General features: G+C 63.0%; 18 protein-coding genes and 1 CRISPR repeat array. Of the genes, 9 read left to right on the top strand and 9 right to left on the bottom strand.

Annotated elements, in window-relative coordinates:
• Positions 1–89 precede the first annotated feature (89 nt).
• From rpmH to mnmE, 5 genes are read left to right on the top strand one after another with little or no spacing between them, the layout of a single operon-like run.
• The gene (gene rpmH / locus MCIT9_RS13630; protein ID WP_286292576.1) at positions 90–224 is read left to right on the top strand and encodes a 50S ribosomal protein L34; all 135 of its coding nucleotides are present in this window, start codon (positions 90–92) and stop codon (positions 222–224) included.
• Positions 225–231: 7 nt separating this feature from the next.
• Positions 232–594: a ribonuclease P protein component gene (gene rnpA, locus MCIT9_RS13625; protein ID WP_317705415.1), complete on the top strand. Its 363-nt coding sequence runs from the start codon at positions 232–234 to the stop codon at positions 592–594.
• The gene (gene yidD, locus MCIT9_RS13620) at positions 537–815 is read left to right on the top strand and encodes a membrane protein insertion efficiency factor YidD (RefSeq protein ID WP_317705414.1); all 279 of its coding nucleotides are present in this window, start codon (positions 537–539) and stop codon (positions 813–815) included. The genes rnpA and yidD overlap by 58 nt, the downstream gene beginning before the upstream one ends.
• Complete coding sequence (gene yidC / locus MCIT9_RS13615; protein ID WP_317705413.1) at positions 808–2,424, top strand: membrane protein insertase YidC; 1,617 nt, start codon at positions 808–810, stop codon at positions 2,422–2,424. The genes yidD and yidC overlap by 8 nt, the downstream gene beginning before the upstream one ends.
• Complete coding sequence (gene mnmE / locus MCIT9_RS13610; protein ID WP_317705412.1) at positions 2,421–3,749, top strand: tRNA uridine-5-carboxymethylaminomethyl(34) synthesis GTPase MnmE; 1,329 nt, start codon at positions 2,421–2,423, stop codon at positions 3,747–3,749. The genes yidC and mnmE overlap by 4 nt, the downstream gene beginning before the upstream one ends.
• Before the next feature lie 7 nt (positions 3,750–3,756).
• Here mnmE and MCIT9_RS13605 read toward each other — a convergent pair whose 3' ends face one another.
• Together MCIT9_RS13605 and MCIT9_RS13600 are read right to left on the bottom strand one after the other, a co-directional pair.
• Complete coding sequence (locus MCIT9_RS13605; RefSeq protein WP_317705411.1) at positions 3,757–3,984, bottom strand: c-type heme family protein; 228 nt, start codon at positions 3,982–3,984, stop codon at positions 3,757–3,759.
• Positions 3,981–4,310: a hypothetical protein gene (locus MCIT9_RS13600; protein WP_317705410.1), complete on the bottom strand. Its 330-nt coding sequence runs from the start codon at positions 4,308–4,310 to the stop codon at positions 3,981–3,983. Before MCIT9_RS13600 ends, MCIT9_RS13605 begins: the two co-directional genes overlap by 4 nt.
• 90 nt (positions 4,311–4,400) lie before the next feature.
• Here MCIT9_RS13600 and MCIT9_RS13595 point away from each other — a divergent pair, with 90 nt between their 5' ends.
• Positions 4,401–4,700 (top strand): glycine zipper 2TM domain-containing protein, encoded by a 300-nt coding sequence (locus MCIT9_RS13595; RefSeq protein ID WP_317705409.1) that lies wholly within the window; start codon positions 4,401–4,403, stop codon positions 4,698–4,700.
• 49 nt (positions 4,701–4,749) lie between these two features.
• On the opposite strand, the gene MCIT9_RS13590 is transcribed toward MCIT9_RS13595, so the two are convergent.
• Positions 4,750–4,968, bottom strand: a complete 219-nt coding sequence (locus tag MCIT9_RS13590) for a hypothetical protein (RefSeq protein WP_317705408.1) — start codon at positions 4,966–4,968, stop codon at positions 4,750–4,752.
• Positions 4,969–4,986: 18 nt separating this feature from the next.
• A complete protein-coding gene (ppk2, locus tag MCIT9_RS13585) occupies positions 4,987–6,153 on the bottom strand; it encodes a polyphosphate kinase 2 (protein ID WP_317705407.1) in 1,167 nt (388 codons plus the stop codon).
• On the opposite strand from ppk2, the gene MCIT9_RS13580 reads away from it, so the two are divergent.
• From MCIT9_RS13580 to MCIT9_RS13570, 3 genes are read left to right on the top strand one after another with little or no spacing between them, the layout of a single operon-like run.
• A complete protein-coding gene (locus MCIT9_RS13580) occupies positions 6,115–6,237 on the top strand; it encodes a hypothetical protein (RefSeq protein ID WP_317705406.1) in 123 nt (40 codons plus the stop codon). The genes ppk2 and MCIT9_RS13580 overlap by 39 nt on opposite strands.
• 11 nt (positions 6,238–6,248) lie before the next feature.
• On the top strand, positions 6,249–6,530 hold the full coding sequence (locus tag MCIT9_RS13575; RefSeq protein WP_317705405.1) for a DUF211 domain-containing protein: 282 nt from the start codon (positions 6,249–6,251) through the stop codon (positions 6,528–6,530).
• 23 nt (positions 6,531–6,553) lie between these two features.
• Complete coding sequence (locus MCIT9_RS13570; protein WP_317705404.1) at positions 6,554–7,111, top strand: VIT1/CCC1 transporter family protein; 558 nt, start codon at positions 6,554–6,556, stop codon at positions 7,109–7,111.
• A 3-nt stretch (positions 7,112–7,114) separates the two neighbouring features.
• Positions 7,115–8,368: a CRISPR direct-repeat array (repeat unit 29 nt; unit sequence CGGTTCATCCCCGCATGCGCGGGGAACAC).
• A gap of 135 nt (positions 8,369–8,503) precedes the next feature.
• Here the strand turns inward: MCIT9_RS13570 and cas2e are convergent.
• From cas2e to cas7e, 5 genes are read right to left on the bottom strand one after another with little or no spacing between them, the layout of a single operon-like run.
• A complete protein-coding gene (gene cas2e / locus MCIT9_RS13565) occupies positions 8,504–8,809 on the bottom strand; it encodes a type I-E CRISPR-associated endoribonuclease Cas2e (protein ID WP_317705403.1) in 306 nt (101 codons plus the stop codon).
• Positions 8,790–9,701 carry a type I-E CRISPR-associated endonuclease Cas1e gene (gene cas1e, locus MCIT9_RS13560; protein WP_317705402.1) on the bottom strand — a complete coding sequence of 304 codons (912 nt, stop codon included), beginning with the start codon at positions 9,699–9,701 and terminating at the stop codon, positions 8,790–8,792. The genes cas2e and cas1e overlap by 20 nt, the downstream gene beginning before the upstream one ends.
• Entirely contained in the window at positions 9,701–10,360 is a 660-nt protein-coding gene (cas6e, locus tag MCIT9_RS13555) for a type I-E CRISPR-associated protein Cas6/Cse3/CasE (protein ID WP_317705401.1), read from the bottom strand. The genes cas1e and cas6e overlap by 1 nt, the downstream gene beginning before the upstream one ends.
• A 12-nt stretch (positions 10,361–10,372) precedes the next feature.
• Positions 10,373–11,095: a type I-E CRISPR-associated protein Cas5/CasD gene (cas5e, locus tag MCIT9_RS13550; protein ID WP_317705400.1), complete on the bottom strand. Its 723-nt coding sequence runs from the start codon at positions 11,093–11,095 to the stop codon at positions 10,373–10,375.
• Entirely contained in the window at positions 11,088–12,164 is a 1,077-nt protein-coding gene (gene cas7e / locus MCIT9_RS13545; RefSeq protein ID WP_317705399.1) for a type I-E CRISPR-associated protein Cas7/Cse4/CasC, read from the bottom strand. Before cas7e ends, cas5e begins: the two co-directional genes overlap by 8 nt.
• Positions 12,165–12,175: the final 11 nt, after the last annotated feature.

The following is a 12,175-nucleotide window of genomic DNA, read 5'->3' as shown; positions in this document are numbered from 1 at the left end:
CCGGCTCACAGCATTGACATCGATGCCGGGAAGCAGTACCATCCATCGTCTTTTTGTTAATGGTTTCAAACGATTAAAAGGTTGCGGAAATGAAGAGAACCTACCAGCCCAGCAAGATCCATCGCGCCCGCACCCACGGTTTCCGGGCCCGGATGCGCACCAAGAACGGCCGTAAGGTGATCAACGCCCGCCGCGCCAAGGGCCGCGCCCGTCTGACCCCTTGATGCGCGGTTGACGGCGGAATTCGGCTTCCCGAAAGCCTGCCGGTTGCTGGATGCCGCCGAGTTCGAGGCGGTATTCGCCCAGTCTCAGGTTTCTTCGGACCGCTACTTCACGGTGCTGATGCGCGCTAACGACAAAGGTCATGCGCGCCTGGGGCTGGCCATCGCCAAGCGCAAGATCCGCAAGGCGACGGCCCGTAACCGCCTCAAGCGGATCATCCGGGAAAGCTTCCGCCTCAATCGCCCTCAGCTGCCGGCGGCCGATTTCGTCGTTTTGGCCAAGCCGGCGGCGGCGACCGCAGAGCGTGACGTCTTATGGGAATCCTTGGCACGACACTGGCAGCGCTTGAGCGCGGCAGCCGCCGCAGCCTGATCACGGCGATCCGTGCCTACCGGTTCTTCCTCAGCCCCTGGCTCGGCAATCAGTGCCGCTTCTATCCCACCTGTTCCCAGTACGCCCTCACCGCCATCGAACGTTTCGGAACCATTCGCGGCACCTGGCTGACGGTGCGGCGCCTGTTGCGCTGTCATCCCTGGCATCCCGGTGGGCTGGATCCTGTCCCAGAGCAATTCGGAAAACAAAAACATGGATAACATACGGTTTCTTCTCTTCGTTCTCTTCGTGATGTTGGGCTATATGCTGTGGGCCGCCTGGCAGCAGGATTACGGACCCAAACCGCCTCAGCCCCAGTCCCAGGCTGAGGCGCCGGCAGCCAGCGCACCCACCGCCGCGGCGACCGCCGCACCGCCGGCTGTAACCCCCGCCACGGCGCCGGCCAGCCAGGGCAAAGTGGTGGTGCGCACGGATGTGATCCGGGCCGAAATCGGTCTTGTCGGGGGGGATATCCAGCTGGTCGATCTGCTCAAGTATCCGGTTTCCAAGGACAAGCCCGACGTGCCGGTGCGGCTGCTGAGCCCGGAAGCGGCCAAGCTGTTCGTGACCCAGACCGGCTTTCTCGGGGATGAGCGCATCGCCCCCAAACACAACGTGCCCTGGCAGGCCCAGGCCACGGAATACGTCATGGAAGGTGGGCAGGCGCTGAAGGTGCCGCTGGTGTGGCGGGGAGAGGGGGTCGAGATCGTCAAGACCTTCACCTTCACCCCGGGCAGCTACGAAGTCAAGGTGGACTACCAGGTGCGCAACACCGGCGCCGCGCCCTGGACCGCCCGCCAGTACGGCCAGCTCAAGCGCAAGCGGCCGGAAAAGAACGGGGGCAGCGCCTTCATCCGCACCTTCACCGGCGTGGCCTGCCGCACCGCCGACGATCCTTATGAAAAAATCGACTTCAGCGACATCGCCGATCTGCCCCGCGACTGGGAAACCGAAGGCGGCTGGTGCGCCATGGTGCAGCATTACTTCCTCGCCGCCTGGCTGCCGCCCCAGGACCAGATCAACCATTTCTACACCAAGGCGCTGCCGGAAGAGGTCTATCTGGTGGGTTCCTACTCGCCGGAATACCGGGTCAATCCGGGAGAAAGCCGCCATTTCGGGGCGCGTTTCTACATCGGCCCCAAATTGCAGGATGTGCTGGAAACCGTGGCCCCGGGGCTGGAGCTGACCGTCGATTACGGCATCTTCACCTTCATCGCCGAGCCGATCTTCTGGCTGCTGTCCTGGTTCCACAAGTTCTTCGGCAACTGGGGCTGGGCCATCATCGCCACCACCTTCATCATCAAGGCCATCTTCTTCCCGCTGTCGGCGGCCAGCTACAAGTCGATGGCGAAGATGCGCAAGCTGCAGCCGAAGATGCAGCTGCTGAAGGAACGCTTCGGCGAGGACAAGCAGAAGTTCCAGCAGGCCCTGATGCAACTCTACCGCGAGGAGAAGGTCAATCCGCTCGGCGGCTGTCTGCCGATCCTGGTGCAGATCCCGGTGTTCATCTCCCTCTACTGGGTGCTGGTGGAGAGCGTGGAGCTGCGCCAGGCTGAGTTCATCCTCTGGCTCAACGACCTGACCTCCAAGGATCCCTATTTCATCCTGCCGGCGCTGATGGGGCTGACCATGTGGATCCAGCAGAAGCTGAGCCCGCCGCCCACCGATCCGGTCCAGGCCCAGGTGATGAAGATGTTCCCGCTCATCTTCACCGTCTTCTTCGCCTTCTTCCCCGCCGGGCTGGTGCTGTACTGGGTGGTCAACAACACCCTGTCTATCGTCCAGCAGTGGTGGATCAACAAGCAGATCGAGGGCAGCGCCGAGGCTTGAAACTGAGCGACGACATCATCGCCGCCCCCGCCACCCCGCCCGGCCGGGGGGCGGTGGCGGTGGTGCGTGCCTCGGGTCCGGATCTGGGCGGGCTGGCGCAGCGGCTGACCGGGCGGGCGCTGCAGCCGCGCCGTGCCCACTACGTGTCCTTCCGTGACGATGCCGGCCGGATCATCGACCGCGGTCTGGCGCTGTTCTTTCCCGCCCCCCGGTCCTACACCGGCGAGGACCTGCTGGAATTGCACTGTCACGGCAGTCCTGCCATCGTCGAATCCCTGCTGCAGCGCCTGTTCCAGCTCGGCGCCCGCCCGGCCGAACCGGGCGAATTTACCCGCCGTGCCTTCCTCAACGGCAAGCTCGACCTGGCCCAGGCCGAGGCCGTCGCCGCCCTCATCGAAAGCAGCAGCGCCCAGGCGGCGCGGGCGGCGCAGCGGTCGCTGGAAGGGGAATTCTCCCGTCAGACCCGTGCCCTGACCGAATCCCTCACCCGCCTGCGCATCCAGGTCGAGGCCGCCATCGATTTCAGCGACGAGGATATCGCTCTGATCGCGGAAGGGGCGGTGCTGGAGAAGCTGCAGGGCATCCTGGCCGATCTGGACGCACTGCGCCGCCGCGCCCATCAGGGCCGGTTGCTGGAGGAGGGCATGACGGTGGTGATCGCCGGTCCCCCCAACGCTGGCAAGTCCAGCCTGCTCAACGCCCTGGCCCGGCGTGAGGCCGCCATCGTCACCCCCATCGCCGGCACCACCCGCGATGTCCTGCGCGAGCGCATCCTCATCGACGGCATGCCGCTGCACGTCATCGATACCGCCGGCCTGCGCCACAGCGACGACCCGGTGGAACGCGAGGGCATCCGCCGTGCCCGGGCGGAGCTGGCACGGGCCGACCGCATTCTGCTGGTGGGCGAGGACCGGCCTCCCGCCGGCCGGGACCTGCCGGGACTGCCAACCGACATCCCCGTCACCCGCATCGTCAACAAGATCGACCTCAGCGGCCAGCCACCCCGGATCGAAGGGGACACCGTGTGGCTGTCCGCCAAAACCGGCGCCGGTCTGGATCTGCTGCGCCGCCATCTCAATGCGTGCATGGGATTCGAGGCCGAGGCCGAGGACGCCCTGGCCGCCCGCCGCCGTCATCTGGAGGCGCTGGCGCGGGCGAGGGGCCATCTGGAACAGGCACTGGCCGAGCTCGAGGCGGGGCAGATGCTGGACCTGGCCGCCGAGAACCTGCGCCTGGCTCAGAACGCGCTGGGGGAGATCACCGGCGAAGTGACCTCCGACGATTTGCTGGGACGGATTTTCTCCGAATTCTGTATCGGCAAGTGAACGCGGCTTATTCTTCCAGAAGAGTGGTCACTGTGAACGTCCCGCCAATGTCGCCAACCTGGAATCCCCTGGCTTGATCGCCGGGGTACAGTTCGTCCAGCTTGCGGAGAATGGGCGCCGGAATGTCCTCGCCGTGACACCTCAGACAGGCCGGTTGGGTTTCGATCGCCTTCAGACAGCGGAAGGCCGGTTTGCCGTGGTAAGTCGTCACTTCGTAATGCTCCAGCAATGTCACTGGTTTCCCGTTGGCCTTACGGCGCTCGAATTCCGGCAATACCCGTTTTTCCAGGCATCGGGAAGGCGCCGCCGGGGCTTGAGGCTGGTGCGGTCGATGACCAGGCCATAGCGCTGCCCCGCCGCCCGGGCGATTTTCGGTGCCTTGTGGCTGCAAACCCCGATGGCCTGCGCTGCATCGCCGGTTTTCAAAGCTTGTTGCAATTCTCCCTTGAGAGTCTTGGCCATCTCGGTGACGTCCTGTCGTGCCGTTCCACCCAAACCGTTGCGGGGACGGCCGGAACGCCCGAACCCAGCAGCAAAAAAACGATGAGTGCCAATGAACACATCGCCAGTTCTCCTTATGGTCAGACAGGTGGGATTCAGGCTGGGAGTGGCATTATACGCTCAACGCGGACCAAAAAGCAGGAGGCGAAGATGAAACATGCATTGATTTTGTTGGTATCCATGCTGGTTTTGGGTGGCTGCGCAACCTATCCCGGCGGTTATGGCTATGGTTATCAGGCCAGCCCCCAGGTGTACCAGGGCGCTGCAGTCGGGGCGGCAGTCGGGGCCGGCGCCGGGGCGCTGCTCGACAAACACAACCGCTGGCGTGGCGCCGTCATCGGGGCCGGTCTGGGCAGCTTGCTTGGTGGCGGCCTGGCCGGTGTCCAGCAGCGCCAGCAGCCGGTACCCAGGCGTTACAACGGATATTACGATTACGGATATCGTCGCTGAGGCAGTCATTGGAAAAAGGCGCGGTGACTTGCGCACCGCGCCGGCTTTTTCAATAGCCTTTTTCCGCCAGATGGCGGGTTTCTCGGGCCAATTGCTCGATCCGGTCGGCCGTTTTTTCCAGGGCTTCCAGAACTGCCGAGTCGATTGCCGCTTCGACCAGCAGCACCAGCTCATCGAAATGCTCCTCGCCAAGACATTGGGTTTCCTGCTGGGAGAGCAGACGCTTGAATTGCTCGACGACCTTATGGGCATGGCTGAATTCATTCATGGCTTATGATCCTTGATCTTAGGGATGGGGACGCAGGCTGATGGGGCGTTCGCCCTTTTCATAAATATCCTGGGGATGGCCGACCAGTTTGGGATCAGCCGGCTGCACCACATCGGAGTTCTTGTCCGGGTAGGGCAGCTTGTCCAGGACATAACGCATGCAATTGATCCGCGCCCGTTTTTTATCGTCGGATTTGACCACCGTCCACGGGGCATCTGCGGTATCGGTGTAGAAAAACATGGCCTCCTTTGCCCTGGTGTATTCGTCCCATTTGTCCAAAGATGCCAGGTCGATGGGGCTGAGCTTCCATTGCTTCAATGGATCGGTCCGGCGGGCCTGGAAACGGCGAAACTGCTCCTCGCGGCTGACCGAGAACCAGAACTTGAACAGGCGGATGCCGCTGTTTACCAGCATGCGCTCCAGTTCCGGCGCCTGACGCATGAATTCCAGATATTCGGCATCGGAGCAGAATCCCATGACCCTCTCCACACCGGCGCGGTTGTACCACGATCTGTCGAAAAACACCATCTCCCCTGCGGTAGGCAGATGTTCGATGTAACGTTGGAAATACCACTGGCCACGCTCACGTTCGGTGGGTTTTTCCAACGCGACGACGCGGGCGCCGCGGGGGTTTAGATGCTCCATGAAACGCTTGATCGTTCCGCCCTTGCCAGCCGCATCGCGGCCCTCGAACAGCAGCACGATGCGCTCCCCCGTTTCCTTCACCCAGTTCTGTAGCTTCAACAGCTCGATCTGCAGGTCGCACTTCAGCGCCTCGTATTCACCGCGCTTCATCCGTTCCCGATAGGGATAATCTTTGGGCAGCTTTTTGCCCGTGATCGGCTTGGGCTCAATGACTGCAGCAGCGCTCTTGTCAATCGCTTCTAATTCAGCTTGGGGCATGATTGGAACCTTAATAATAGTAAGTTGAATAGCATGACTGTTTTTGAGGCTCGAATGTTTGACCCAGGTAAAAAAGGACTTGTCCGGCTTGAACGGTTCATTCCCCCATGCGCGAGGAACGCAGACGAAGGATAACGGTTTGCCGGTGTGGATGAAGCGACTGCAAGGGCGTAACCAGCCGCCAGCACCACCACCTCGGTGATGCCGCAAAGGCAGGCTGTGGCCGAGCAGGAGGGTGAACAGATGCTTGAGCCGGTGGCGGAAAACCTGCGTTTGGCGCAAAATTCCCCGGGAGAGATCACCGGCGAGGTGACATCCGACGATCTGGTGGGACGGATTTTTTCTGAATTTTGTATCGGCAAGTAGTAAAGAAAGGAATGACTATCACGACCCGTTTGGTGCTCGACATTCTCAAGCCCCATCGACCCAATGCCCTGGACTTTGTCAGACAGATTTTGTTGCGGAACGACATCCACCGGGTCAGGCTCAACCTGGCGGAAATGGATGAAAAAACGGAAACCGTTCTGCTTCACCTTGAAGGAACCGATATCGACTACGAAGATCTGGTGGAGACCATCGCCCGTATGGGCGGCGTCGTCCACAGCATCGACGAGGTGGAGGTAAGGGAAGCCGCCGATGCCAGGAGTGAGGCGGATTGAGGGTTCTTAGACGTCTTCACCGGATGTTTCAGCTGACCCGGGCCGGGTCTATCGCCCGCCGATATTTCGTCACCAATGGCTTTGACGGGGTGTTGACCCTGTTCGGCCTACTGGTCGGTTTCCGCCTCAGCGGCACCACCGAATTCGGGGTGATGATCCAGGCCTGCCTCGGCGCCGCGGTCGCATTGGGTGTGAGCGGTCTGAGCAGTGCCTATATCAGCGAAGCAGCCGAGCGGCGCAAGGAACTGAAAGCGTTGGAGCAGGCCATGCTTCACGATCTCTCCGCCTCCGAATACGGTCAGGCCGTCCGGCTGGTGCCGCTGCTGATCGCATGCGTCAACGGCCTTTCCCCCTTTCTTTTGTCCCTGTTGATTCTTGTCCCTCTGGGGCTGGCGCAAAGAGGGGTCCCATTGCCCTGGCCACCCTTGGAATCCGCCATCGCGCTGGCACTTGCCGTCATGTTCCTGTTGGGGGTGTTTCTGGGGAAGATCAGCGGAACCCACTGGTTGGGGATGGGGCTCAAGGCGATTTTCCTTGGCCTGGTGACCGCCGGCCTGATTCTGCTGATTGAACGATGGTGACTGCGGTTCATCCCCGCATGCGCGGGGAACACCCGATAGAGCGAGCGCTGGAGCTGGAATATCACGGTTCATCCCCGCATGCGCGGGGAACACGCTTTCTGACCGGGCATCGAGCGTCCCGGGCACGGTTCATCCCCGCATGCGCGGGGAACACAACCGGCGGCAGGGTTGCCGGGTCCACCGCACCGGTTCATCCCCGCATGCGCGGGGAACACTGCCCCCGGACGCCGGTCCAGCAGATCGTCAACGGTTCATCCCCGCATGCGCGGGGAACACCCAGGCCGGGAGCTGGCAAAACGCTGATCATCCGGTTCATCCCCGCATGCGCGGGGAACACCATATTCCAGCCGAAGCGGAGCCTACTACCCGCGGTTCATCCCCGCATGCGCGGGGAACACTTTCTCACCGGTGCGCGGGTCCGTGATCCAGTACGGTTCATCCCCGCATGCGCGGGGAACACTCCGTATGGGTGCCGCCGCGGTACGTGCCAACCGGTTCATCCCCGCATGCGCGGGGAACACGTGCACACCCAGACCAACGAGGTCCTGCCCAGCGGTTCATCCCCGCATGCGCGGGGAACACGTTGTCAGGTCCATCACCACACCCATGAGGCCCGGTTCATCCCCGCATGCGCGGGGAACACGGTCCATGATCACAGCGCCGCCGGGCAGGGTCCGGTTCATCCCCGCATGCGCGGGGAACACATCTGATAAGACTGTTTTTCGCGCATATCAGTCGGTTCATCCCCGCATGCGCGGGGAACACACCTCTTCGCGCACTACGTCGCCGTAAACGGCCGGTTCATCCCCGCATGCGCGGGGAACACGCACCAGCGTCGGGCCGCCAAGCCTCTTGGCCGCGGTTCATCCCCGCATGCGCGGGGAACACCTCCGCCCCTGTACTGACACGCCAGCGTCAGTACGGTTCATCCCCGCATGCGCGGGGAACACGACTCGTTGATTTCTATGAGCCGGCCTTTGTCCGGTTCATCCCCGCATGCGCGGGGAACACCATAAATGCGCGGTTGATAGCGTCCACGATGGCGGTTCATCCCCGCATGCGCGGGGAACACATCCGCTTTCTGACTGATCCAGGAGATATTGTGCGGTTCATCCCCGCATGCGCGGGGAACACATCAGCCAGTTTTGCCAACTGTTCAGCGCTCACGGTTCATCCCCGCATGCGCGGGGAACACGTCCACTGGTACCGCCCAGACCGGTGTCGATGACGGTTCATCCCCGCATGCGCGGGGAACACGCTTCCTCTATCTTGCTGAAAATCAAGTGCTTTTTGATGTCGTCCCCCGCCACCAACGTGTGAGCGGCAGCAAGGGAGTCATAACCCCTTGAATTTCAAGAGCAAGCCGATTATCCGGATTGTTAAAGAGCGGAGTTACCAACCTTCCTTCATCCCTTCGCCAGTATCTGGAAGGAAACTGACGAGTTTCATCCCATCGACTTCAAGTGGGATCCGGCGGTTCCTGCCCAGGGTAAGGAAGTCGAAACCCGACTCGGTATTTGTACTCCAGATCATGACGGCATTCCCATCTTCGGCCCCCTCCTCCACCTGGTTCCACAACATTTCCCGTACGCGCCGGGAGAGATTACCCACGTACACACCGGCACGCACCTCGACCAGCCAGACGGCGAGTCTCCCGCGCAGTCGCGGAGGGACATTCTCAACCACGATGACCAACATCGCCCAGTTTCTCCTTCTCCGGGATGGCGGGTGGTTGTGAATCCTTCGGTGGTCTGGGCGGCTCCAGGCCTCCGGCAGCCAGAACCTGCTCAATGGTCGGGATGATGCGTTTGAGGATTTTCTTCTGCCGGAACAGGTCGCGGCAGGCCAGGCGCACTTCCCGCTCCGGTTCCCGGGGTTTTTTGGCGGCGATCCGGAAAGCCAGGGGAACGACGGTATCGAATTTGAACAGGTCGGCAATATCGTAAACGAAAGACAGCGGTTTGCCAGTATGGATGAATCCCACCGCCGGGGCATAGCCGGCCGCCAGCACCGCCGCCTCGGTGATGCCGTAAAGGCAGGCGGTGGCCGAGGAAACGCAGCGGTTGGGCAAATCGCTGGCGTCCCAGACTTCGGGATCGTAGTCGCGGCGGTGCCATCTGACCCCATACTGTTTGGCCAGCAGCTGGTACATTTTCCGCACCCGGGCGCCCTCGATGCCGCGCAACTGCTCGACGCTGCGTTTCTCCGGCGGTTTTTCGCCAAAGCGCAGTTCATACATCTTGCGCACCACCCTGAGGCGGGCCTTGTCGTCCAGGGCCAGCTGGGCCTGATACAGCAGGCGGTCGGCGCGGGCGCCGCCGGGCTGGCCGGATGCGTACAGGCGCACGCCCGCCTCGCCCACCCAGACCAGCAGGGTGCCGACCCGGGAAGCCAGGGCCGCGGCCCGGTGGGAGATCCGGGTGCCCGGTTCCAGCATGATGCAGGCGATGGAACCGACCGGAATCTGGGTGCGGACGCCGTTCTCGTCCACGACCACGAAGGCGCCGTCGATGACGTCGATCTGGCCCTTCTCGATGAAGATCATCGACATCCGCTCCTTCATGGGGATAGGCTTTAGCGGCGGCAGCATCACAACCTCCTGACCAGCAGCAGCCCGCAGCCGAAGGCCTTGGCTGGGCCGATGCCCTGAAGCAGCGCCTTGCGAAAAAGTTCCGGATCGGTGACGCTCAGAATACCGGTGAAATCCAGGGTGCTGAAGTGGATGGCGCGGCTGCCTCGGCGGGTGCGGTGCTGGCGGTAGCCGTCCACTCGAACCTGGGCAGGTCGGAAACGGAATCCATGATCCCTGGCTTGCCTTTGAAGCCATCTGAGGCCGGAAACACGGATCAGTTTGGGTAGTGCCGGGCGCTGCTCTGCGGGCATGCTGCTCCAGCCGATACGCTTTTTGCAGTCCATGACCACATCGTGGCGTTCGCGGCTCCGGCGCACCACCGGATTGGCCCGCAGCAGGAAGGCCAGCTTCTGCCCGGCCTGCAGTTTAGGTGCGAAGGGCTTGGGCGGGTCGATGCGCCACAATCCCAGCGGGTTGACCGGCGGCCGCCTGGAGAGGATGAAATAGCGGGGGCGGCCCAGGTGAACGTCGCGGCGGTAGAGGAAGTCGCGTCCGGCGTCAGGGGCAGGGTCGAACAGGCGCCAGAGCATCTGGTGCTCGCGGTAGGCGTCTCCCAGCTGCTGGACGATGGCCCTGAGGTCGGGATGGTCGAGGAGGGTGAGCCGGGTCAAATACATGATCGTCTCCTGTCAGGCCATGGCGTGGTGCTCGTCGCGGGTGGCGAACTGCCAGCGGCGGCGGCTGCCGGGCCGGTCGCGGCGGGGGACCACCCAGAGTTTTTCCTGGGCGGTAAACCCGCTTGCCAGTCCGTCGGGCAGGGGTTCCTCCCAGAAATAGCGGTGTCTTTCAGGCCGCTTCAGCCAGCCAAGCCGGTCATCCAGTGGGTAGCCGGCGAAGGCGTCCTTGAGCGTGGCGCTGTCGATGAGTTCCGGCCTGAGGGGCAGCGCCGGCGGGCAGGACTTGCGGCCCAGATAGAGGGTAAAGCGCGGGCGGCGCAGCGCTTCAGCCAGGTCCGCCAACGGGTAGGGGGCCGAAGCAGTGGCCCACAGGACGCAGGTCCAGGCAGCCTCGACCCGGTAGTCACGCTGGGAGAGGATGGTGTAGAGGTCGTCCACTGCAAGTTCTTCGGCGCGGGTGGTGAAAGTCCTCCCGCGCCGGGCGGGGGGGACCTGGGTGGTGTGATAGTCACGCAACAGCTCCCCCTCGGCATCGATCCGCACCGCCAGCCCGTATCCGCCTGCCAGTGCGGCGAGTTCCTCCTCCCGGTCGCGGGTCAGCCCCAGGGCGGCACCCAGGAGCCCGGCGATCTGGGATTTGCCCGGATGGGTGGCGGAGGGGCGGTATTCCCCCACCGCCGGTTCCCCCCAGCTCGCCAGCGGGCCGTAAAGCTGGAACAGCAGCAGTTCAGCCATCGGCAAGCCCCCCTTTGGCGTAGGCGAGGATGTCGGCAAGGCTGCCCTGGCCGGTCAGGGTATTCATGGCGACGGCATCGCTGTCGCCGTCGCCGTAGGCGCTGTCTAGGCGCCGGCGTTCGTCTTCCAGGGCCTCGACGGCGTTGGCCAGCAGCCCTTTGCTTCCGGCCTCCACCGGCTTGAGGAACGCCACAGACAGGCTTCTCGGCTGGGTGTCGCCCCTTTCGCAAAGGATGTAGCTGGCCCGGGCGCGGGAGGCGAAGCTGTTCTGCTTGCCGGTGGGGGCGACAGTGGCGGCGCTTGCCACCAGCGCCTCGACGGTGCGTTCGGCGAGCTTTGCGTCGCCGCCGAGGTTTTTGAGCAGCAATTCACGGTCGAGGCACAGGTAAAGATAGAACAGCCCGGCGCCGAATTCGGTTTCCCCCATGTGGCCGGCGCCCACGTCCTCCTCGCCCCTGTTGAGGTCGTCCACGGCGGTGTAGAAGTCGTCCTCCACCGCCACCTTGTGGACGGTGATGGCGTGGGCCACCTGGCAGGCGGCTTCGGTGTTGAATCTGGGGACGTCGGCAAGCATACGCCCGAACAGGGCGATGTCGGCGGCGCTGTGGCGCTCGCGCAGCAGATTCAAATCCTCCGCACTCGGCCCTTGTTTGGTTTCGATCAGGCGCTGCACCAGGGTATCGATGGCGGTCTGTTCCTCGGGGCTGAAATGGGCCAATTGTTCGATATGCAAGGCCTCGATGCTGCCGTCGTCTTTGGATTTCTTCAGCTTGCCGAAGACTGTGGCGATCTGCCGGGTCCACTCCCGGGCCTGCTTTTCTGCAATGCCCCCTTGTACCAGGCGGTGGAATATCTCCTCGCCCATGCGTTTGGTGCGGGTGCCAAGATGTCCTTTGAGCTTTTCCTGGAACAGGTCGGAGGTACGCCAGGCTCGCTTGAGGCTCTGGGAGGAGATACGCAGCCGTTCGGCCCCGCCCATCAGGGCGGTCTTGGGACGGCCCAGGTCGTCGCGGTTCAGGTTGGCGGGGGGATAGGCGGTCAGCAGGTGCAGTTGGACGAATCTTTCCATCGTTGCGCTCC

Source organism: Methylomarinovum caldicuralii (genome assembly GCF_033126985.1).
GTDB classification, from domain to species: Bacteria; Pseudomonadota; Gammaproteobacteria; order Methylococcales; family Methylothermaceae; genus Methylohalobius; species Methylohalobius caldicuralii.
The sequence above is the reverse complement of the archived record's forward strand: the minus strand, read 5'-3'. Positions and strand labels throughout refer to the sequence as shown.

What these genes read in the sequence shown, in the direction of transcription:
- cas2e (WP_317705403.1), bottom strand. Translation starts at nt 8,809, where the DNA reads ATGTTGGTCATCGTGGTTGAGAATGTCCCTCCGCGACTGCGCGGGAGA.
- yidD (WP_317705414.1), top strand. Translation starts at nt 537, where the DNA reads ATGGGAATCCTTGGCACGACACTGGCAGCGCTTGAGCGCGGCAGCCGC.
- cas6e (WP_317705401.1), bottom strand. Translation starts at nt 10,360, where the DNA reads ATGTATTTGACCCGGCTCACCCTCCTCGACCATCCCGACCTCAGGGCC.
- cas1e (WP_317705402.1), bottom strand. Translation starts at nt 9,701, where the DNA reads ATGCTGCCGCCGCTAAAGCCTATCCCCATGAAGGAGCGGATGTCGATG.
- MCIT9_RS13590 (WP_317705408.1), bottom strand. Translation starts at nt 4,968, where the DNA reads ATGAATGAATTCAGCCATGCCCATAAGGTCGTCGAGCAATTCAAGCGT.
- yidC (WP_317705413.1), top strand. Translation starts at nt 808, where the DNA reads ATGGATAACATACGGTTTCTTCTCTTCGTTCTCTTCGTGATGTTGGGC.
- MCIT9_RS13595 (WP_317705409.1), top strand. Translation starts at nt 4,401, where the DNA reads ATGAAACATGCATTGATTTTGTTGGTATCCATGCTGGTTTTGGGTGGC.
- MCIT9_RS13575 (WP_317705405.1), top strand. Translation starts at nt 6,249, where the DNA reads ATGACTATCACGACCCGTTTGGTGCTCGACATTCTCAAGCCCCATCGA.
- MCIT9_RS13570 (WP_317705404.1), top strand. Translation starts at nt 6,554, where the DNA reads ATGTTTCAGCTGACCCGGGCCGGGTCTATCGCCCGCCGATATTTCGTC.
- cas5e (WP_317705400.1), bottom strand. Translation starts at nt 11,095, where the DNA reads ATGGCTGAACTGCTGCTGTTCCAGCTTTACGGCCCGCTGGCGAGCTGG.
- cas7e (WP_317705399.1), bottom strand. Translation starts at nt 12,164, where the DNA reads ATGGAAAGATTCGTCCAACTGCACCTGCTGACCGCCTATCCCCCCGCC.
- rpmH (WP_286292576.1), top strand. Translation starts at nt 90, where the DNA reads ATGAAGAGAACCTACCAGCCCAGCAAGATCCATCGCGCCCGCACCCAC.
- MCIT9_RS13580 (WP_317705406.1), top strand. Translation starts at nt 6,115, where the DNA reads ATGCTTGAGCCGGTGGCGGAAAACCTGCGTTTGGCGCAAAATTCCCCG.